Source organism: Xenorhabdus bakwenae, assembly GCF_030272115.1.
Classification (GTDB): Bacteria; Pseudomonadota; Gammaproteobacteria; order Enterobacterales; family Enterobacteriaceae; genus Xenorhabdus; species Xenorhabdus bakwenae.
Map to the genome: position 1 here is coordinate 1513968 of NZ_CP119194.1, position 22885 is coordinate 1536852.

The following is a 22885-nucleotide window of genomic DNA, read 5'->3' on the forward strand; positions in this document are numbered from 1 at the left end:
TTCTCATTATAGAGAATATTACCCGTCGTTATTGACTTAGATTATTCGCCTTTAGCTGCTTTGAAAGCTTCAGCCATTGCGTTGTTAGCAAAGTTTGTGTCTTCTTGTTTGTTCACAGAAGCGATAGCGTCTTTTTCATCAGCTTCGTCTTTTGCACGAACAGACAGGTTGATTATGCGGTTTTTGCGATCAACGCCAACATATTTAGCTTCAACTTCATCGCCAACGTTCAGAACTTGAGTTGCATCTTCAATGCGGTCACGAGAAGCTTCTGATGCACGCAGGTAACCTTCAACGCCGTCAGCTAATTCAACTGTAGCACCTTTTGCGTCAACTGCAGTGACTTTACCAGTAACAATTGTACCTTTCTTGTTTACAGACAGGTAATTGTTGAATGGATCTTCTGCCAGTTGTTTGACACCCAGAGAGATACGCTCACGCTCTGCATCTACTTGCAGAACTACAGCAGCGATTTCGTCGCCTTTCTTGTATTCACGAACTGCTTCTTCACCTGCAACGTTCCAGGAGATGTCGGACAGGTGAACCAGACCGTCGATGCCGCCGTCCAGACCAATGAAGATACCAAAGTCAGTAATAGACTTGATCTTACCTTCAACGCGATCGTTCTTGTTGTGCGTTTCAGCAAATTGCTGCCAAGGGTTAGACTTGCACTGTTTCAGGCCCAGGGAGATACGACGACGTTCTTCGTCAATATCCAGAACCATAACTTCCACAACGTCACCCACGTTAACAACTTTGGATGGGTGGATGTTTTTGTTGGTCCAATCCATTTCTGAAACGTGTACCAGACCTTCAACGCCTTCTTCGATTTCAACGAAGCAGCCATAATCAGTCAGGTTAGTTACGCGACCAGTCAGTTTAGTACTTTCTGGATAACGTTTAGCGATTGCTACCCATGGATCTTCACCCAATTGTTTCAGACCCAGAGATACGCGAGTACGCTCACGGTCGAATTTCAGTACCTTAACTGTGATTTCATCGCCCACATTGACAATTTCGCTTGGATGTTTAACACGTTTCCAAGCCATATCAGTAATGTGCAGCAGGCCATCAACGCCGCCCAGATCAACGAATGCACCGTAGTCAGTCAGGTTCTTAACGATACCTTTAACTTCCATGCCTTCTTGCAGGTTTTCCAGCAGCTGATCGCGTTCTGCGCTGTTTTCAGATTCGATAACTGCACGACGAGAAACAACTACGTTGTTGCGTTTCTGATCCAGCTTGATGACTTTGAACTCAAGCTCTTTGCCTTCAAGGTGAGCAGTGTCACGAACTGGGCGAACGTCAACCAGTGAACCTGGCAGGAACGCACGGATACCGTTCAGTTCTACAGTGAAGCCACCTTTTACTTTGCCATTGATAATACCAGTGACAGTTTCAGCTTCTTCGTATGCTTTTTCCAGCATCAGCCATGCTTCGTGACGTTTCGCTTTCTCACGAGACAAGACAGTTTCACCGAAACCATCTTCCACCGCATCCAAAGCTACGTCGATTTCATCGCCAACTTGGATTTCCAGCTCACCTTGAGCATTTTTGAATTGTTCTACAGGAATTGCAGATTCTGATTTCAGGCCTGCGTCAACCAATACAACGTCTTTATCGATAGCAACCACGACACCACGGACGATGGCACCTGGACGAGTTTCGATAGTCTGTAGGGATTCTTCAAAGAGTTGAGCAAAAGATTCTGTCATGTTTATGATCTTCAAGATTCTTAATTAACGTCCATTTAGCGTCCCGCCGAATGGGGTTGTTTTACATACCTCGCAACTTTTTCTTTTTCCCTGTTACAAGGTGTTTTAGTGTACCAGAATATTTCACTACCAATACACCAGAATTCTATATACATCTTCTTGATACACTACTGCAATAGTGTACTTGAAAAATTAACAATTATGCGGATATTTCCAGCGCGTTTCTCGCATAAGCCAGTGCATTATCAATCACTTCTTCGATAGACATGCTGGTCGAGTCCAGGATTAATGCATCTTGTGCAGGCACTAAGGGTGCGACTGCCCGATTGCGATCACGATAATCCCGTTCTTGTATCTCGGACAAAAGATTTTCAAAGTTAACACTAAAACCTTTCTCCTGCAACTGTAACATACGTCTGCGGGCGCGTTCTTCTGCACTTGCATCAAGAAATATTTTCACCGGCGCATCAGGAAATACGACCGTTCCCATATCACGACCATCAGCTATCAGCCCAGGTGCAATGCGGAAGGCTCTCTGCCGACGTAAGAGTGCTTCACGGACACGTGGGAATGTTGCCGCCTGTGAAGCCGTATTTCCAACGGTTTCGGTACGGATTTCATTGCTGACATCTTCGCCTTCCAGAATGACCCGGAGTTTGCCATTTGCAGGTACAAAACGAACATCCAGGTTTGCAGCCAGAGGAACCATTGCGTCTTCAGACTGAATATCCACCTGATGATGGATGGCAGCCAAGGCCAATACACGATAAATGGCACCTGAATCAAGCAACTGCCAATTTAACGTTTCAGCCAATGCCTGACATAGTGTTCCCTTGCCAGCACCACTTGGCCCATCAACGGTTATTACTGGGGCTATCGCCGCCATCATTATCCTCCTTTTCGCATAACATTCGGATAACAGACAGATCATTTACCGAATGCAAAAAATTGCTCAATTAGCAAGCAATAAAACCTGTCCTATTATACGCGCTCAATAGATGAGAGAAACAGGGAAAGCCCGTTTATTTCTATCCCTACCGATTTTTGCTTCTCCATTTATTTTGCGTACTGGCTGAGTTTTTCAAGCTGATTGAAATAGTCTGGGAATGTCTTTGCTGTACAGCCTGGATCAAGGATAGTGACTGGCGTATCCGATAGAGCTACCAACGAAAAACACATCGCAATGCGATGATCATTATAGGTCTCAATTTCAGCATGATTAAATTTTTCTGGCGGAGAAATTCGAATATAATCATGTCCCTCTTCCACTTCGGCACCTATTTTTTTTAATTCAGTTGCCATTGCATTTAGCCGATCGGTTTCTTTTACCCGCCAATTGTAGATATTGCGGATAACAGTTTCTCCCTGTGCAAACAACGCGGTTGTCGCAATCGTCATTGCCGCATCAGGAATAGCATTCATATCCATATCAATGCCTGCCAATGTACCGCGTTCGCATTCGACAAAATCGTCCCCCCAACGAATCGTTGCCCCCATCTGTTCCAACACATTGGCAAATTTGGTATCCCCTTGCAGGCTATTTCTGCCAATGCCCGTGACACGAACGATCCCGCCTTTAATTGCCGCCGCAGCCAGAAAATAAGATGCCGATGAAGCATCGCCTTCTACCAGATACTGCCCCGGAGACAAATATTGCTGCCGGCCTTTAATGTGAAAAACCTGATATTGTTCATTGTCTACCGTTACACCAAAACTTTTCATCAGTGCCAATGTAATATCAATATAAGGTTTAGAAACCAAATCACCTTGTATGTGGATTTCCGTGTCGTTTTTTGCCAATGGCGCTGCCATCAACAAAGCGGTCAGAAACTGGCTGGAAACAGTGCCATCAACGGTCACTTTTCCACCTGAAAATCCCCCTTTGATATGTAAAGGTGGGTAATTTTCCTGTTCAAGATAATCAATTTCTGCCCCTCCTTGACGCAATGCATCGACCAAGTGACCAATTGGACGTTCTTTCATCCGCGGTTCACCGGTCAATACCACGCTTATGCCACTGTCTCCCAAACTGCTGTCCCCTAAACATAGAACCGCAGCCAATGGGCGCATTGCTGTACCCGCATTGCCCAGAAACAGTTCAATATCATTTTTGCCCGTCATGCACCCGCCAATGCCATCGACTTCACAGATAGTACGATCGGCAGAAAGGCGATAGGAAATACCCAATACAGCCAGAGCATTGAGCATGTAACGGATATCATCGCTGTCCAACAAATTGGTCAATCGGGTTGTTCCCTTAGCAAGAGCAGCGAGTAACAAAGCGCGGTTAGAAACGCTTTTAGAGCCAGGCAAGTTAATCGTTCCATTAATATGGGAAACAGGTTGTAACGTCAGGGATTGCATAATAGAGAGGAATCTCCAGAGGTGATTTTCGTTTTTAGGATAGATCGAGGATTTTGAGATCGGGAGGTTTTATCCCTCCCGACGATAAAAAATTATGCATTGCGGCGTTCAAAATCAGCCATAAATTCAACCAATGCGTTCACACCCTCATAAGGCATAGCGTTATAAATCGAAGCACGAGCGCCACCCGCAACTTTGTGCCCTTTCAATGCATGTAACCCGTGTGCATAGGCTTCCTCCAGAAACTGACCATCTAACGCTGGATTAGCCAGTTGGAAGGGGACATTCATGATAGAACGGTTTTGAGGAGCAACACGGTTGATATACAACTTGCTGTTATCAACGGCATGATAGAGGTGTTTCGCTTTAGCATGATTGCGTTTACTGATTTCTTGTAGCCCTCCCTGCTCTTTCAACCACTTAAATACCCTACCAGACAGATACCATGCAAATGTCGGCGGCGTGTTATACATAGAGTCGTATTGAACCTGCACAGTATAATCCAGAATGGATGGCGTATGCGGGTGTGCTTTACCCAGGAGATCTTCACGAATAATAACGACGGTAATCCCTGCTGGCCCGATATTTTTTTGTGCCCCGGCATAAACAACACCATAACGGCTAACATCAATAGGGGCAGAAAGGATGGTTGAAGAATAATCGGCTATGACAATTTTATCGTCACCAAAATCAGGCTCTTCAAAAATAGCAATGCCTTCAATCGTTTCATTAGGACAATAATGAATATAGGCAGCGTCACTGCTTAAGGCCCATTCACTCATTGGCTTCACACTTTTGACGCCGTCCGTTTCTGTTCTGATATCAATGATGTTTGGCGTGCAATATTTTTCTGCTTCTTGCGCTGAACATTCAGACCAGTAACCACTAACAATATAATCTGCTGTCGATTTATCACCCAGTAAATTCAGTGGTAATGCCGAAAATTGCCCACGAGCACCGCCGTGACAAAACAGCACCTTGTAATTCTCAGGTATTGCTAATAAATCTCGGAGATCTTTTTCTGCTTCTGCCGCAACAGCCACAAATTCTTTGCTGCGGTGACTAATTTCCATTACAGATGTTCCCAAGCCGTGCCAGTTGCAAAGTTCCTGTTCTGCACGTCGTAACACTTCTGCCGGCAACATAGCTGGGCCAGCGCTGAAATTATATACCTGACTCATTAACTTCACCCTATCAATGGATACAATAAAATCGGACGTATTGGTTTTATCATTCTCGCCCTGCCGCTGCAATAATTATTGAACATTTGTTACAAGAGACAGTATCACTTTCTGATAGACCCACTTATTATAAATAACGCAATGAATTATAAATAAAATAACAATCGCTCAGGAAAGACAATCTGGATAATATCAGCCTTATTTAATACCAAAGAATAAAAAGCCATTTATACCCATCCAACTTCAAGATGTGTGTTATATTTCCACGCGCAACGAGGAAATATAAAGCCTCGCGTCGTCTTGCGTATTACAACTTGAAGTTCATCGAGTATAAAAGATAATTTATCTAAAAAAATACGAATAAAAAAGAATATAAAAAGGCGCATTAAATGCGCCTTTTTATATCGTTAAATCAGGAATTAATACTGACTAAACATTTCCTGAATTTTTTCTACATCAGAAGTTTGCGTCAGAGCCAATTGCAGAAGAACGCGAGCTTTCTGTGGGTTCAAACGCTCTGAAGCCACAAAGCCATATTTGCTGTCGTTAACTTCAGCATTTTGGGTCGTGTAGCCGAAAGGAATACGGCTGGAACGAACAACAACAACACCCTCTTTAGCGGCTTTAGACAACGTGTCAAGAATAGATTTATAGATGTTACCGTTACCGACACCTGCGCTGATAATACCCTGATAGCCATTTTCAGCGAATGCTTTTGCTGGCAGATCAGAGGCGTTGGAGTAGTTATAAACAATACCTACTTTCGGCAACTTATCCAATTTGCTTACATCAAAAACGGCTTTATTTGCCTTTACTGAAGCCGCAGAATAATAGCGTACTTTGCCATTGTGAACGAAGCCCTGGGCGCCGGCATTCACAGCCTGAAACGCCTGAACTTCCGTTGTGCTCAGTTTACCGATATCACGGCCATGAATAACGGAATCATTCATCGCCAGCAGCACACCACGGTTTGCCGAATTTTTATCAGCAGCAACAACCACAGCGTTATACAGGTTCAACGGACCGTCAGCCCCCAGCGCGGTAGATGGACGCATTGCGCCAACCATCACAATAGGCTTCTGGCATTGGGTGGTCAGATCGAGGAAATACGCCGTTTCTTCCATGGTATCAGTACCGTGGGTGATCACAAACCCGTCGGTTTTGTCACAATCTGCATTGATTTTCTTCGCCAGAGTCAACCATACCTGATCGTTCATGTCCTGAGAACCGATGCTGACAACCTGCTCGCCTTTCAAATCAGCAATATTTTTAATTGCCGGTACAGCATTCAGCAGAGCATCAATGCCTACTTTACCCGCTGTATAATTAGATTGCGTTGCGGATTCACCACCCCCAGCAATTGTGCCCCCTGTTGCCAAAACAGTAACGTTTGGCAAAGCGAATGCAGAACCGCTAACTAAAGCCAGAAAACTGGCTATTGCTGTTATTTTAGTCTTTTTCATTATTCAACCTCTTGTAAAAAAGCCATTTTATTATGTAAACCAAGAATAAATAAACTCTAATTAACAATAATTTTTGGGAATTGATAGAGCGGATAAAAAAAACGCCGTATGATATGCGCCTTTAACATAATTTGAAGTGAACCACGATGACGCAAACCTATATCCCAGGCAAAGACGCCGCGTTAGAGGACTCCATTAATCGCTTTCAGCACAAACTGAAGTCCCTCGGTTTTAATATTGAAGAAGCCTCATGGCTGAATCCTGTCCCGAATGTTTGGTCAGTACATATCCGCGATCGTGACTGCCCGCTGTGCTTTACCAACGGCAAAGGGGCCAGCAAAAAAGCGGCATTGGCTTCTGCACTGGGAGAATATTTTGAGCGCTTGTCGACAAACTATTTCTTTGCTGATTTTTATCTGGGTAATACCGTTGCCAATGGCGAGTTTGTTCATTACCCAGATGAAAAATGGTTCCCGTTGCCAGAAGATGACTCTCTGCCAAAAGGTATCTTAGACGAACGCCTGCATCGTTTTTACAACCCAGATAACGCGCTCTGTGCCAGCCAGTTAGTGGATCTGCAATCGGGCAATGAAGAGCGGGGGATCTGTGCCCTGCCATTTACCCGCCAGTCAGATAATCAAACGATTTATATTCCAATGAATATTATCGGAAATCTGTATGTTTCAAACGGTATGTCAGCCGGCAATACCATGAACGAAGCACGTGTACAGGGATTATCTGAAGTATTCGAGCGCTATGTGAAAAATCGCATTATCGCAGAATGCATCAGCCTGCCTGAAATTCCACAAGATATTATGAATCGCTACCCAAGCGTCGTTGAATCAGTCAATAAGTTGCAGGAAGAAGGTTTCCCACTCTATTGTTACGATGCCTCGCTGGGTGGACAGTTCCCGGTCATTTGCGTCGTCCTGTTCAATCCTGATAATGGCACGTGTTTTGCCTCCTTTGGTGCCCATCCCGATTTTGGTGTTGCACTGGAGCGTACCGTCACAGAACTGTTGCAAGGCAGGAGCCTGAAAGATCTGGATGTCTTCACCCCACCAAGCTTTGATAATGAGGAAGTGTCTGAACATACTAATCTGGAAACGCATTTTATTGATTCAAGCGGTGTAATTAGTTGGGATCTATTCAAGCAAGATGCTGACTATGCGTTTGTTGACTGGAATTTCAGCGGAGCAACAGAAGAAGAGTTCGACACCCTGATGGAGATCTTCAATAAACTGGATGCTGAAGTTTATATTGCTGATTATGAACACCTTGACGTTTATGCCTGCCGCATTCTGGTGCCTGGTATGTCAGATATTTATCCGGTGGAAGATCTGCACATTGCCAATAACACTATGGGGAGCCATCTGCGCGACACCATTCTGGCATTGCCGGAGAGTCAATGGCAGCCAGAAGAATATCTGGCTCTCCTCGAACAGTTAGATGATGAAGGCTTGGATGACTTTACCCGTGTCCGTGAGTTATTGGGCATTGCAGTGGGTAAAGATAACGGTTGGAGCAACCTGCGTATCGGCGAATTGAAATCTATGCTGGCACTGGCTGGTAAAGATTTGGAGCAAGCTTTGATTTGGGTTGAGTGGACACAGGATTTCAATGCTTCTGTTTTCACCACTGAACGAGCTAACTATTATCGCTGCCTGCAAACGTTGTTACTGTTAACCCAAGAAGAAGATCGCCAACCAGATCAATATTATCAGGCATTTGTAAAAATGTACGGTCAGGGTACTGTTGATACTGCCTCTGCTGCCATTGCCGGAGAAAACAGCTTCTATGGTCTGTGGACTATTGATTTAGAATTAAAAGCATTGGCTGCCCATCAGGCATTATTAGATGCTTATGAGAAGTTGCAAAAAGCCAAACGTGAATTTTGGGCGAATAAATAACCCATCGCATGAGCGCTTATACGCGATAAACTTCAAGTTGCAATCCGCAAGACGACGCGAGGCCTTATATTTCCCCGCTGCACGGGGAAATATAACACGCATCTTGAAGTTGGATGGGTATATGACCATAAAAAGTAAAATACAATTTATTTTTAAATAACAAATAAATGACAATTTAACCTGTTATTTTACTTTTAATATCTAACAGGCCAAAACTGCTTATATAAAATATTTTTATAAATTTTAAAAAATATTTTCCTTTAAAAATCATATCATTAATCTTATATCACCACTTTTAGGCTGTCATATCTCATCAGACTTTCGGTCTAATATGATCCATATCAAATTCAGGTCAATCCCCGTTTGTTACTATCAACGCGTGCTATGATTAATTAAGGATAAAGAGAGTGTTAGGATGAAAACTGACAACCCTTTCAATTTATTTTCACCTGCTGTAATGGCACAAATCGCTGATGATATTGGTGTATATAAAGTCAATAAACATCCCGCAGTGACTTATTTATCGGCAATCATGGCAGGTGCATTTATTTCCATCGCTTTTGTTTTTTATATTACAGCAACAACAGGAACCTCTTCCATTCCCTATGGGGTAGCTAAATTAACGGGTGGGATCTGTTTTTCCCTTGGTTTGATGTTAGTGGTGATATGTGGCGTCGATCTCTTCACTTCCACTGTGTTGACGATCATTTCAAAAGCAACAGGACGTATTACCTGGTCTCAAATGTTCAAAAACTGGATTAACGTCTACATCGGTAATTTAATTGGCGCCCTGTTTTTCGTCGCTTTGGTCTGGTATTCCGGCCAATATACTGTCGCCAATGGTACTTGGGGGCTAAATGTATTACAAACAGCAGATCATAAAATGCATCACTCCTTTATTGAGGCTGTATGTCTGGGTATTTTAGCTAATCTGATGGTATGTCTTGCTGTCTGGATGAGCTATGCCGGACGCAGTCTGATCGATAAGTTATTCGCGTTGATCCTGCCAATCGGTATGTTTGTCGCCAGCGGTTTTGAGCACAGTATCGCTAACATGTTTTTAATTCCGTTCGGGATCATTATCAAAAACTTCGCCCCCGATGAATTTTGGCTGAAAACAGGGACAAGTCCTGAACGATTTCCACAACTTAATGTTTCAAGCTTTATTACCGATAACCTGATCCCTGTCACGATAGGTAACATTATTGGTGGGGCGGTATTGGTTGGGTTGACCTATTGGTTGATTTATTTACGTGGCGGCAAAAATCATTAATTCGCCTCCAAGTCAGATTTCTTAAAAATTCCACTGTTAAAAGGTAGAAGTATCATGTCCGAGTTAAACGAAAAATTCTCAGTAGCATGGCAAGGCTTTAACGAGGGTAGCTGGCAGAATGAAGTCAACGTCCGTGATTTCATTCAGAAAAACTATACCCCGTATGAAGGTAATGAATCATTCCTTGCGGGTGCCACAGAAGCGACAAAAGCTTTGTGGGAAAAAGTCATGGAAGGTATCAAAATCGAAAACCTCACCCATGCGCCGCTAGACTTTGATACTGACATTGCGTCTACAATTACCTCTCATGATGCGGGCTATATTGAAAAAGATCTGGAGCAAATCGTTGGTCTGCAAACCGAAGCGCCCCTGAAACGTGCCATTATTCCATTTGGTGGCATTAAAATGGTTGAAAGTTCTTGTAAAGCCTACAACCGTGAACTGGACCCAACACTGAAACAAATTTTCACTGAGTATCGTAAGACTCATAATCAGGGGGTATTTGATGTCTACACCCCTGATATCCTGAAATGCCGTAAATCTGGTGTATTGACTGGCTTGCCTGATGCCTATGGCCGTGGGCGCATCATCGGTGATTACCGTCGCGTTGCGTTGTATGGTATCGACTTTCTGCGTGATGAGAAATTTGCCCAATTCACTTCCCTACAGGAAAAACTGGAAAATGGCGAGGATTTGGAAGCAACCATTCGTCTGCGCGAAGAACTGGTTGAACAACATCGCGCACTTGGCCAAATCAAAGAGATGGCAGCGAAATATGGCTATGATATTGCCAATCCCGCTACCAATGCCCAACAAGCCGTGCAATGGACTTATTTCGCCTATCTGGCAGCCGTTAAATCCCAAAACGGGGCTGCAATGTCCTTTGGTCGTGTTTCCACCTTCCTGGATATCTACATCGAACGTGATATTCAGGCAGGTAAGTTGACTGAACAACAAGCCCAAGAACTGATCGACCATTTGGTCATGAAACTGCGTATGGTGCGTTTCCTGCGTACTCCAGAATATGATGAACTGTTCTCTGGTGACCCAATTTGGGCAACCGAATCACTGGCAGGTATGGGTTTGGATGGACGTACTCTGGTCACCAAAAACAGTTTCCGTTTCCTGCATACGCTATATACCATGGGACCATCCCCAGAGCCTAACATGACCATCCTGTGGTCTGAAAAACTGCCCATTGACTTTAAAAAGTTTGCAGCAAAAGTCTCAATCGATACTTCATCCCTGCAATACGAAAATGACGACCTGATGCGCCCTGATTTCAACAGCGATGATTACGCTATCGCGTGCTGTGTCAGCCCAATGGTGGTTGGTAAACAAATGCAGTTCTTTGGTGCCCGTGCAAACCTTGCAAAAACCATGCTATATGCCATCAACGGCGGTGTGGATGAAAAAATGAAAATACAGGTTGGCCCGAAAGAAGAGCCAATGAAAGACGCTGTGCTGGATTATGACAAGGTTATGGCACGGATGGATCATTTCATGGACTGGCTGGCAAAACAGTATGTCACTGCCCTGAATATCATCCACTATATGCATGATAAATACAGCTATGAAGCTTCATTAATGGCACTGCACGATCGTGATGTATACCGTACCATGGCATGTGGTATCGCCGGTCTCTCTGTTGCTGCTGACTCATTATCTGCCATTAAATATGCGAAAGTTTCCCCAATCCGCGATGAAGATGGTCTGGCAATTGATTTCAACATTGAAGGTGAATACCCACAATTCGGTAACAACGATCAGCGTGTCGATGATATCGCGTGTGATCTGGTTGAACGTTTCATGAAGAAAATTCAGACGCTGCAAACATATCGCAATGCTGTTCCAACTCAGTCTGTACTGACCATTACCTCAAACGTGGTTTATGGTAAGAAAACGGGGAATACCCCTGATGGACGTCGTGCTGGCGCACCATTTGGACCTGGTGCCAACCCAATGCACGGACGCGATCAAAAAGGGGCAGTTGCTTCATTGACTTCGGTCGCTAAACTGCCGTTTGCTTATGCCAAAGACGGTATTTCATACACTTTCTCTATCGTACCTAATGCACTGGGTAAAGATGACGATGTGCGTAAAGCAAATCTGGCGGGTCTGATGGATGGTTATTTCCATCACGAAGCAGATATCGAAGGTGGACAGCATTTAAACATTAACGTGATGAACCGTGAAATGCTGTTGGATGCCATGGAAAATCCTGAGAAATATCCGCAATTGACGATTCGCGTCTCGGGTTACGCTGTGCGGTTTAATTCTTTGACGAAAGAACAGCAACGAGATGTTATTACCCGTACATTTACTCAAACCATGTAATTATTAAAAATGACAGACAATAAAGGCACCCTAATACCTGGGTGCCTTTATTAGCTTGCTAGCTTTGGAGAAGTCCTTTTATGTCCGTACTTGGTCGTATCCACTCTTTTGAATCTTGCGGAACCGTAGATGGTCCCGGTATCCGCTTTATCGCGTTTTTCCAGGGTTGCCTTATGCGCTGCCTCTATTGCCATAACCGCGATACCTGGGATACCCATGGCGGAAAAACGGTAACAGTTGAAGAATTAATAAAAGAAGCTACGACCTATCGCCATTTTATGAATGCTTCGGGGGGTGGAGTTACCGCTTCCGGTGGTGAAGCCATTCTTCAGGCCGAATTTGTTCGTGACTGGTTCAGGGCTTGCCATGAAGAAGGCATTCACACTTGCCTGGATACCAATGGCTTTGTTCGCCGTTACGATCCGGTGATTGATGAACTACTGGATGCTACCGATCTGGTTATGCTGGATTTAAAACAACTTAATGATGATATTCACCAAAAATTAATTGGCGTGTCCAATCATCGAACCCTCGAATTTGCACGTTATCTGGCAAAACGCAATCAGAAAACCTGGGTCCGTTATGTGGTTGTTCCTGGTTGGTCTGATGATGATCAATCCGTTCATTTACTGGGTGAGTTTACCAAGGACATGAAAAATATTGAAAAAATAGAGTTATTACCTTACCACGAACTGGGTAAACATAAATGGATTGCTATGGGAGAAGACTATAAACTGGAAGGTGTCAAACCTCCTCCAAAAGAAACAATGGAGCGGGTAAAAGAAATTTTAAGAAGTTATGGGCACCACGTGATTTATTAGATTCATTTCCACTTACATTGTTTGTTCCCTCTATGAACGTTGCAAACTTTGATCATATCAGGCTGGATATACCTGATATGATCAAAGTAAACCTTAAATCAGAACAACCTACTCACAATGTGTAAAATATTTTATTCTAAAAACACACCATATCTGATGCCAAAGATAAAATCATTTACTTTATGTAAAGATAAATTAGGAAATTAAGTCAAAACGATATCAGCATAATTAACAAAAAAACCGCACATATTCATTATTACCGATAGAAACATCTCTTTCTCCACCGGCAAGGATTGAAATCAATACTTGTTGATTAATAATTTTTATATGATAATCCCTCTGTTTTCTATAACGATTTGCATCAATGAAATAGAAATAGAGAAAAATCAATTCAGTAATTGCTATTCAGCAAAATAAATCGGAAAAATATGGATACTCAAGATATGAATCTCAATTCAGGAGAGAATAGCGTCTCTCTGAGCAAGGAAAAGGATACATTCATTCCTGGTGGTCGGGCTGTAAGAGCTGGAACGGCAACAGAGTGGATTGGTAATGCTTGGGAAATGTTTAAAGCAAAGCCAATGAAATGGATACTGCTAACCTTAATCTATTTCGCTATAATGCTAGCCCTGCAGCAATTCATACCTACCATCAGTATTGTTGCTGCTCTGTTTAGTTCAGTATTTATTGCTGGATTTATTGCTGCCAGTGAAAAACAGCGAACAACCGGTGATTTTGACATAGAATTACTTTTCTATGGGTTTAAAAATAAGCTCGGTTCATTAGTTGCTGTTGGTGCGCTAGCCTTCGGCATAAATGTACTGGGTATCATTGCTGCTGTTATACTTGGAGGGACAAGCCTATTTCAAATATTTTGGGCAGGACAGGATCTAGACCCGATGCTAATAATGGGTGGTCTTTCTACTTTAACGCTGGCAATGCTGGTTGTGTTGTTCTTTAGCATCGTTGCCCTTGCGTTTAGCTGGTTTGCTCCTGCTCTGATTATCATTAATGATTTGAAATTTGGTGAAGCAATATCAATGAGCTTGAGTGCAGTAAAGAAAAATCTATTCGGTGGTTTTCTGTTCTTCTTACTGATGGGCATTCTGATGTTTATTTCTGCAATTCCACTTGGTTTAGGTTTGCTTGTTACTTTACCTATGTTTATGGCGACCTATTATACCACTTATCGCAGCATTTTTTATGCGCCAAAAAGCCAAGAGACAAAATCTCACTTAATCAATTAAATATTTTCCAATAGATATTGATATGTAAAAAGCGCTATTTTTAGCGCTTTTTTATTACTATTCAATGACATTTTTGTCCCAAACTTGGTATGCAGGTGCTGATGGGGATTATCTATGGTGTTATTAATTTAAGTCTTTTCATTCCTGATTTTGGCTTTCTCCTGTTTAATTTATTGGATCCGTTATTCTCTGCTGGAATTATTGCCATTTGTGAAACGCAAAGAATGACTGGTAAATTTAAGTCCGGGAGGTTATTCATTGCCTTCACGATAAATGTAGTGCTTTATTGGCAATCGGTATCATTGTTTGTGGAATAAAAATATTAGGAAATCTTATTTCTGTTCTGATAATTTTTACGCTCCCTCTGTTCTTAAGAATCCTATTCACAGTTCCATTGAGCCTGGCAACATCTTATATCTCCTGTCTCAGTGTTTTTTATAAAAAAGAAACTCAAAAAGATGATGTCACTGTGACAAGTTAGCTTATGATAGTACTCGTAAAAAAGCGCCATATTCGGCGCTTTTTTATTAAGAATAGATGATATTAACCAATATATTCCAATCCATTCATATAAGGACGCAATACTTCTGGGATTTCAATGCGGCCATCTGCTTGCTGATAGTTTTCCATCACAGCAACCAGGGTACGTCCTACCGCAAGACCAGAACCATTCAATGTATGTACCAACTGAGTTTTCTTGTCATCTTTACCACGGAAACGCGCTTGCATACGGCGAGCCTGAAAATCCCACATGTTAGAACAAGAGGAAATTTCACGGTAAGTATTTTGCGCCGGTAGCCAAACTTCCAAATCGTAAGTTTTTCTTGCGCTTGCCCCCATGTCACCCGTGCACAGCAACATTTTACGGTAAGGAAGATTCAGTAACTGTAATACTTTCTCAGCGTGCCCTGTTAATTCTTCCAGAGCTTCCATGGATTTTTCTGGATGAACAATTTGAACCAACTCAACTTTATCAAACTGGTGCATACGAATAAGGCCACGGGTATCACGGCCATAAGAACCGGCTTCAGAACGGAAGCAAGGTGTATGCGCCGTCATCTTCAATGGCAATACGCTTTCATCCAAAATTTCATCACGAACTAAGTTAGTGACCGGGACTTCCGCTGTTGGAATCAAAGCATAATGACTGCCAGATTCTTCTTCCAATGGTCTGGTATGGAACAGATCTTCACCAAATTTAGGTAACTGACCTGTACCATATAAAGAATCATGGTTAACCAGATAAGGAACGTAAGTTTCCAGATAACCATGCTGCTCTGTATGCAGATCCAGCATGAACTGGGCGATGGCACGGTGCAGACGAGCGATCTGCCCTTTCATAACGACAAAACGTGAGCCAGTTAATTTAACCGCAGCCGCAAAATCAAGGCCGCCTGTCAGTTCACCCAGAAATACATGGTCTTTGATTTCAAAGTCATATTGGCGTGGTTCACCCCAACGGCTAATTTCCAGGTTATCACTGTCATCTTTTCCGTCCGGACAAGAATCATCTGGGATATTCGGCATGCTTAATGCGATATTACGGATTTCAGCCTGCAACGTTTCCAGTTCAGCTTTTGCTGAATCCAATTTTTCTCCCAATTGATTCACTTCGTGACGCAGTGGTTCAATATCTTCACCACGGGCTTTCGCTGCACCAATAGCCTTCGATCGGGAATTACGTTCTGCTTGCAGGGTTTCAGTTTCAACTTGTAAAACTTTGCGGCGCTCTTCTAGTTTGCGCAGCATCTCCACATCAAGGGTATATCCCCTGCGAGCCAGTTTTTCGGCGACTGCGTCTAGCTCATTACGCAGTATATTTGGATCGAGCATGCTAGTCCTGTGCTTGTTGTTATTGAAAAATGGTTATTGAAGAATCGTCAAAAACTACAGCTTTTCGCTGTAATTTGGCATTGTTGGATATAAACCTTACCGTAACAGGAAAATTAACGATAGCGTTTTATTGGGCTATTTTGATCCTGTTCCATTAACCAGTTTAACTTTTCACCTATCTTACCCTCCAGCCCTCTGGCAGCCGGATAATAATAACGTGTTTGTGGCATTTCTGGCGGAAAATAGACTTCACCGGCGGCATACGCATTCGCTTCATCATGGGCGTAGCGATACTCTTCACCAAATCCAATTTCCTTCATCAGCTTAGTCGGGGCATTACGTAGATGGGCAGGAACGTCATAATCCGGTTTGTTTTGCGCATCCGCCATAGCTGCCTTGAATGCGGTATAAACAGCATTACTTTTCGGTGCACAAGCAAGATAAACAATTGCCTGTGCGATCGCCCTTTCTCCTTCAGCCGCTCCTACACGCGTAAAACAATCCCATGCAGCAATAGCGATCTGCATTGCGCGTGGATCAGCATTACCCACATCTTCAGAAGCAATTGCCAGTAACCGACGGGCAACATAAAGGGGATCACCGCCTGCGGTAATAATTCGGGCGTACCAGTAAAGAGCGGCATCAGGTGCTGAACCACGGATTGATTTATGCAAAGCAGAAATTAAATCGTAATATCGATCACCTTTATTATCAAACCTGGCACTTCTTTCTCCGCTCACTTCTTTCAATAATTCAGGCGTCAAAACCCGTTGCGCTTGCGCATTGCTTTCTGCCATGTCTGACATCATTTCCAGCAAATTCAGTGAGCGGCGTGCATCTCCTGCCACAAGCTCTGCTATCATCTGGCGAGTATTATCTGGTAATACGATATTTTGCCCGCCAATGCCATGCTCTGTATCATTAATGGCCTGAATAAGTACCTGTTCAATTTCTGCCTTCGAAAGTGATTTCAATAAATAGACACGAGTCCGTGACAACAAAGCTGAATTTAATTCGAAGGAGGGGTTTTCGGTAGTTGCACCAATAAATGTGATTGTACCGTCTTCAATATGGGGTAAAAACGCATCCTGCTGACTTTTATTAAATCGATGAACTTCATCAACAAATAAGATGGTTCTACGCCCTGAATTACGATTTTGTCGTGCTCTTTCTATGGCTTCACGAATTTCTTTTATGCCAGAAGTGACTGCTGAAATACGCTCAATATCAGCTTGCGCGTAATATCTAATAATTTCAGCCAGTGTTGTTTTTCCTGTTCCGGGCGGTCCCCATAAAATCATGGAATGAAGATGACCGGCTCGGATTGCTCGCGGCAAAGGTTTTCCTTCCGCCAGTAAGTGTTGCTGACCGATATATTGATCTAATGTGACTGGCCGCATTCTTGCGGCCAGTGGCTGAAATTCATTTTGTGAAAAATCGAGAGAAAGATTGTCCACTTAAACCTCACTGGCGTTGATCATCCAGCGTGACACCTTCCGGTACGGTAAATTTGAATTTCTCCGTATCCACGTTTACATTTTGCTGCCCTTTCAACTGGTAAGCACTCTTTTGCCCATCCTGTTCAACAGCAGTAAATTTTTGGATTGTTCCTTCTGGTGTCACAGTAATTGAAAAATGTTTTAAATTGCCATTGGCACGATGAGGCGTCAGCTCAAAGCTATTACCGTTTTGCATAACCTTGTACTGTTTCCAGTCGGCAGGATCATTGCGGGCAATCAGCATAAATGGCGTGTTTCCCGTTACTTCTTTTAACCAATTCGCCGTCACCTGTTCAACAAAAGGATTATAAAACCACAGCGTCTTACCATCAGAAACCAAAACACTCTCATCTGGTGATGTCATATGCCAGTTAAACAAATTAGGGCGTTTGATCCAAAGTTCTCCCTCTCCTTTTTGGACCGTTGAACCATCATTGCTAGTCACTGTTTGAGTAAAACTGGCATGAAAACTATTCACCTTTCCCAAGCGCCCTTGCAAATCCTGTGTCGCATCAGCCCAAGCAGAACCTATGCTCACCCCCATCATCAGGCAACCAATCAACATCAGTTTTTTCATGTGTGAGATACCTTCAATTCGTTTTATTATCAGCTATCAATTGCCGATACTGTTTACATTTCACAGCGATAATTAATGTTCATGGGGCGGAGGTGCCAAAACTTCACGATTGCCATTATGCCCAGGTGCACTCACTATCTGTTGTGCTTCCATTTGTTCGACAATCCGGGCTGCCCGGTTATATCCAATCCGGAATTGACGTTGCACGCCCGAAATAGAGACACGACGTTTTTCGACCACAAATTCAACCGCTTGATCAAACAGGGGATCTAGCTCTTCATCGCTATCAAATCCCATACTGCCTTCACCATCTTCTCCCCCTTTGACAATACTGTCTATATATTGAGGGCGGCCACGAGCTTTCCAGTCATTCACAACTTCATGCACTTCTTGATCGCGCACGAATGCACCATGAACACGTACAGGAATGGAAGAGTTTGGTGCCAAATAAAGCATATCCCCCATACCAAGCAATGATTCTGCACCACCTTGATCAAGAATGGTACGGGAATCTATTTTACTGGATACTGTAAATGCAATACGTGTCGGAATATTTGCCTTAATCAGTCCGGTGATAATATCAACAGAAGGGCGCTGAGTTGCCAATACTAAGTGGATACCTGCTGCCCGTGCTTTCTGAGCCAAGCGTGCAATTAATTCCTCCACCTTTTTCCCGACTGTCATCATTAAGTCGGCAAATTCATCAACCATAACAACAATATAAGGCTCTTTTTTCAGCATAGGATGCGTTGTATCCATACTGTCACCGGGTTTCCAGAACGGATCAGGGATCGGTCGCCCCATATTTTCAGCTTGCTTGATCTTGTCGTTATAGCCCGCAATATTGCGCACCCCCAAAGCTGACATCAACTTATAACGTCGCTCCATTTCATTTACACACCAACGCAATGCATTGGCTGCATCTTTCATATCGGTGACAACTTCAGTCAATAAATGTGGAATGCCCTCGTAAACCGATAACTCAAGCATTTTCGGGTCAATCATAATAAAGCGAACATCCTCTGGTTTCGCTTTATACAGAATGCTGAGGATCATCGCATTGACCCCTACCGATTTCCCCGAACCCGTCGTTCCTGCTACCAATAAGTGAGGCATCTTACCCAAATCAGCCACAACCGGCTGCCCTGCAATGTCTTTTCCTAAGACGATGGTTAACGGTGATGGGTTATCACGGAATTTCTCACAGTCCAAAACTTCCCGCAGATAAACTGTTTGGCGTTTTTTATTGGGTAATTCCAAACCAACATAAGGTCGTCCCGGAATAACTTCCACGATACGGACGGCTACCGCTGAAAGCGAACGCGCGAGGTCGCGTGATAAGTTAGAAATACGCGAAGCCTTCACTCCAGGAGCTAAATCCAATTCAAATCGTGTGATAACAGGCCCTGGAGAGAATCCAACAACATCCGCTTTAACGCGATAATCATTCAAACGCGCTTCAATTAAACGAGAAGTTTGCTCAAGCGCAAACATATCAACCGGTTCTTCTTCCGCTGGTGGTTCTGCCAAAAGATCCAAAGAAGGCATCGGCGTCGTTGGCTTTGGTAATGGCTGATCATTGCGCATCAAAAATGGATGGAACAGGCTATCTTGCTGCGGTTGCTGCGGTTGCTGCGGTTGCTGCGGTTGCTGCGGTTGCTGCGGTTGCTGCGGTTGCTGCGCAAAAATATGCTGATTTCTCGATTCGTGAGAATCAAGCGCCGTCGCTATATTTTTTTCCTGAGCTTGTTGATTCAGTGGCTCTGTTGGCATAAGTACAGATTCAGTAGGCGCAGGTTGATTTACTTGGTAACGTTCACGTTGCTGTTGCTTAAATGCTATCCGCAACGCTTCTTCCTGTGCTTTTTGTACGTCTATCGGCTGTTCGTTTACTATTTGTTCGTTTACTATTTGTTCGCCTATGATCTGGCGATCGGCGCTATTTTTCGTACACTCATCAGCTGCCGTTGGTTGCTTATGTATCAGCGTACTTGCTTCACGAGACGCTGACTCTCTGTTTCCTTCCTCAAAATCAACACCATAGCGCTCACGTTGCTGATAGAGGAATTGCTGACGCAACATGTCTTGCTGTTGGGCATCCATTCGCTGTTCATTAGCTTCTGCAACCAACTCATTCAGCCTCTCTTCTTCTTTTCGTTGCATGTGTTCTGCCAAGCGGTGAGAAGGCACTTTTATACCATACAATTCGCGACGGGTTGGGATCCTAACCGGATTAGGGCGTGGCATTTCAGGTCCAATACCTTGTTTAATCTGTGGATTCTTTACCACAATAGCAGAACTCGCAATATCCGCTGCCGTATTTTTCAAATGAACATGATCATTTGCAGGAAGAGTAAATGTCTCTGTTACATCATCTTGTGAATGCGTATTTGTGTCAGCAGAACTGTTTGTGGATAGATTTGAAATCGCCTGAGAAGAGTCATCGGATTGTGGATTGGTATCTGATTGGTCATCATCCGGTAATTCAAAAGAATAGCGAACCGGTTCCTGTTCCTGTTCCTGAAATTGATCCAATGCTGGAGAGGTTGGAGAAGCGGCTGTAGGCTGTAACGCTGAATCTGTATTAGCTAATTCGGTTAATGTTGGCGCTGTCAATAATACATCATCTTCATCTGCGTCTGGCATTTCAGTAGCAACCGCAGATTTAACGATTTCAGGTTTATCTGCTTGCTCTGCGGGTTTTTGTTCACTGGCTGAAAGTTCAGAACCTAACGTATTCTCTAAATTGTTTTCGTCATATTCAACATGATTACGGCCACGATTGACGACAAAACTCAGTGAATCCAGAATAACTGCACCAATTTTTTCTGCAATCGTAAGCCATGACCACCCTGTAAACAATGTGAATCCAACGATCCAAATACCAAGCAGGGCCAATGTTGCCCCCAGGGTGCTAAACCAGGGCAGAATCGCATTGCTGAATAAATTACCAATGACTCCGCCCGCAGCAAAGTCATTTAAATCATCAATATTGAGGGCAGCCAAACCACATGACGTCAGTATCAGGGCTAAAGCACCAATAACGCGTAATGCAAGTGTGAAGAAATCAATGTACTCTTGCCTATCTTTCTGACGGAAAGCATTCCAGCAACCTAACAACATAAAGGGCGGGACTGCATAGGCAAGAATACCAAATGCCGAGAATAGCGTGTCAGATAACCAGGCACCAACACTGCCCCCCCAATTGTGGACGGGTTCATGCCATGACGTCTGTGACCAACTGGGATCAGATGGATTGAAGCTGATAAGCGCTACCATCAAGTACACAGCACAGATAGCAATAACCAACAAAACGGCTTCCAGAAACCGGCGGCCACTACTTATCTTCTTTAATTTAACACGTTTGTCTTCTGTATATTCCTGGTTCAAGAAAGGCTCTCCAGGTTTTTCTGTTGATTAAACGGAACAACGCTGAGGGTAGCTCAGCGTTGAAACTGTATGCATAAACAGGAGTGTACCTAAGTTTTTCCTGTTTTGCATCTGTACATTTTAGATGAAAGTTTAGCGAGTCTTAATCACTAAACGATTACTCTGCTTCACCTCTTCCATTACAACATAAGTACGGGTGTCATTAACACCAGGAAGACGTAACAGAGTTTCTCCGAGCAATTTACGATATGCAGACATATCTGGCACGCGTGTTTTCAGCAAATAGTCAAAATCACCAGAAACTAAATGACACTCTTGGATTTCTTCTAGTTTCTGAACAGCGGTATTAAATTGTTCAAATACATCTGCTGCACCCCGGTTCAGCGTAATTTCAACAAATACCAGCAATGATGCATCCAAATAATGAGGATTCAGCAAAGCCGTATAGCCAGAGATAAAGCCCTGACGCTCTAAACGACGCACACGTTCCAAGCAAGGTGTGGGTGACAAACCAACTCTCTTGGATAACTCCACGTTAGAAATACGACCATCTTTTTGCAACTCGTTAAGGATATTACGATCTATACGATCAAGATCTTTTCCTGGACGCTTCTTATTATCTATCATCTTATTGCTCTCTCTTTAATATTCCTACACCTAAAACATTTTCCCTATCTCTTTCAATCGGTTGAGCTGGAAAAGATGTCTTCAAAGGTTAACGCTCAATCTGCAACCAAGGTTTAAGAACTACTACAACTCTAGAAACAATCTCCCAGAATACGATTCCCCAGACCATAATCTCCCAGAATTCGATTAATTATCCCTTTTGCCTTCCAAGTTGCTGCTATGTTAGCTGTGCTCACTCACCCCAATCACTCAGTTACTCATATATCAGCCACTCATCACTCATATTAGTTTCTATGCGCTTGAGGGTTTGTTCCCTTGCCGCCGCACGACAACTTGGATCCATTAGGAATACGACACGATTTACCAGAACATTGTCTCTCAGAAACATCATTTCCCAGAACACGGTTTCTTAAGATACCAGCTCCCAAAACACTAAGTTTTTCAGAAACAAATTAACGGCAATTTTTATATTCTATGAGAAAATCACCCATCCTAGTTTGTCTATTTTATAGAAACAATTGATTAGCAGGAGAGATAATTATCTCTTGCACTGATGTTTTCGCAAATGCACAGCCGATTGTCAAAGTAAATGAACAAAAATCAGAACAACCTGCCAAATAAATTTTCAGTAAATCGTTTCGATAGCTT

At 43.2% G+C, this 22885-nt stretch carries 15 protein-coding genes; 5 read left to right on the top strand and 10 right to left on the bottom strand.

Annotated elements, in window-relative coordinates:
* Positions 1 to 41: 41 nt before the first annotated feature.
* The 5 genes from rpsA to ansB all read right to left on the bottom strand — a co-directional run bounded on the left by rpsA (position 42) and on the right by ansB (position 6723).
* On the bottom strand, positions 42 to 1715 hold the full coding sequence (gene rpsA / locus PXH59_RS08030; protein ID WP_285811153.1) for a 30S ribosomal protein S1: 1674 nt from the start codon (positions 1713 to 1715) through the stop codon (positions 42 to 44).
* Between the two features lie 199 nt (positions 1716 to 1914).
* Positions 1915 to 2601, bottom strand: a complete 687-nt coding sequence (cmk, locus tag PXH59_RS08035; RefSeq protein WP_285811155.1) for a (d)CMP kinase — start codon at positions 2599 to 2601, stop codon at positions 1915 to 1917.
* Positions 2602 to 2771: 170 nt separating this feature from the next.
* Positions 2772 to 4079 carry a 3-phosphoshikimate 1-carboxyvinyltransferase gene (gene aroA, locus PXH59_RS08040; RefSeq protein WP_285811157.1) on the bottom strand — a complete coding sequence of 436 codons (1308 nt, stop codon included), beginning with the start codon at positions 4077 to 4079 and terminating at the stop codon, positions 2772 to 2774.
* A gap of 92 nt (positions 4080 to 4171) precedes the next feature.
* Positions 4172 to 5260 (bottom strand): 3-phosphoserine/phosphohydroxythreonine transaminase, encoded by a 1089-nt coding sequence (serC, locus tag PXH59_RS08045; protein ID WP_285811160.1) that lies wholly within the window; start codon positions 5258 to 5260, stop codon positions 4172 to 4174.
* A gap of 419 nt (positions 5261 to 5679) precedes the next feature.
* On the bottom strand, positions 5680 to 6723 hold the full coding sequence (gene ansB, locus PXH59_RS08050) for an L-asparaginase 2 (RefSeq protein WP_047767547.1): 1044 nt from the start codon (positions 6721 to 6723) through the stop codon (positions 5680 to 5682).
* 146 nt (positions 6724 to 6869) lie between these two features.
* Between ansB and ycaO the strand changes: the two genes are divergently transcribed.
* From ycaO to PXH59_RS08075, 5 genes are all read left to right on the top strand, one after another.
* Positions 6870 to 8633, top strand: a complete 1764-nt coding sequence (ycaO, locus tag PXH59_RS08055) for a 30S ribosomal protein S12 methylthiotransferase accessory factor YcaO (RefSeq protein WP_285811162.1) — start codon at positions 6870 to 6872, stop codon at positions 8631 to 8633.
* A gap of 415 nt (positions 8634 to 9048) precedes the next feature.
* Complete coding sequence (gene focA, locus PXH59_RS08060) at positions 9049 to 9906, top strand: formate transporter FocA (protein WP_047767543.1); 858 nt, start codon at positions 9049 to 9051, stop codon at positions 9904 to 9906.
* 54 nt (positions 9907 to 9960) lie between these two features.
* On the top strand, positions 9961 to 12243 hold the full coding sequence (pflB, locus tag PXH59_RS08065; protein WP_285811164.1) for a formate C-acetyltransferase: 2283 nt from the start codon (positions 9961 to 9963) through the stop codon (positions 12241 to 12243).
* Between the two features lie 80 nt (positions 12244 to 12323).
* Positions 12324 to 13064: a pyruvate formate lyase 1-activating protein gene (gene pflA / locus PXH59_RS08070; RefSeq protein ID WP_047767539.1), complete on the top strand. Its 741-nt coding sequence runs from the start codon at positions 12324 to 12326 to the stop codon at positions 13062 to 13064.
* Positions 13065 to 13492: 428 nt separating this feature from the next.
* On the top strand, positions 13493 to 14311 hold the full coding sequence (locus PXH59_RS08075; protein WP_285811166.1) for a BPSS1780 family membrane protein: 819 nt from the start codon (positions 13493 to 13495) through the stop codon (positions 14309 to 14311).
* Positions 14312 to 14854: 543 nt separating this feature from the next.
* On the opposite strand, the gene serS is transcribed toward PXH59_RS08075, so the two are convergent.
* From serS to lrp, 5 genes are all read right to left on the bottom strand, one after another.
* Positions 14855 to 16144, bottom strand: coding sequence for a serine--tRNA ligase (serS, locus tag PXH59_RS08080; protein ID WP_047767533.1), 1290 nt, complete (start codon positions 16142 to 16144; stop codon positions 14855 to 14857).
* 113 nt (positions 16145 to 16257) lie between these two features.
* Positions 16258 to 17601 (bottom strand): replication-associated recombination protein A, encoded by a 1344-nt coding sequence (locus tag PXH59_RS08085; RefSeq protein ID WP_285811168.1) that lies wholly within the window; start codon positions 17599 to 17601, stop codon positions 16258 to 16260.
* Positions 17602 to 17608: 7 nt separating this feature from the next.
* Positions 17609 to 18220, bottom strand: a complete 612-nt coding sequence (lolA, locus tag PXH59_RS08090; RefSeq protein WP_285811169.1) for an outer membrane lipoprotein periplasmic chaperone LolA — start codon at positions 18218 to 18220, stop codon at positions 17609 to 17611.
* Positions 18221 to 18292: 72 nt separating this feature from the next.
* The gene (locus PXH59_RS08095; protein WP_285811171.1) at positions 18293 to 21610 is read right to left on the bottom strand and encodes a DNA translocase FtsK 4TM domain-containing protein; all 3318 of its coding nucleotides are present in this window, start codon (positions 21608 to 21610) and stop codon (positions 18293 to 18295) included.
* Positions 21611 to 21742: 132 nt separating this feature from the next.
* Entirely contained in the window at positions 21743 to 22237 is a 495-nt protein-coding gene (gene lrp / locus PXH59_RS08100) for a leucine-responsive transcriptional regulator Lrp (protein WP_004256338.1), read from the bottom strand.
* Positions 22238 to 22885 lie beyond the last annotated feature (648 nt).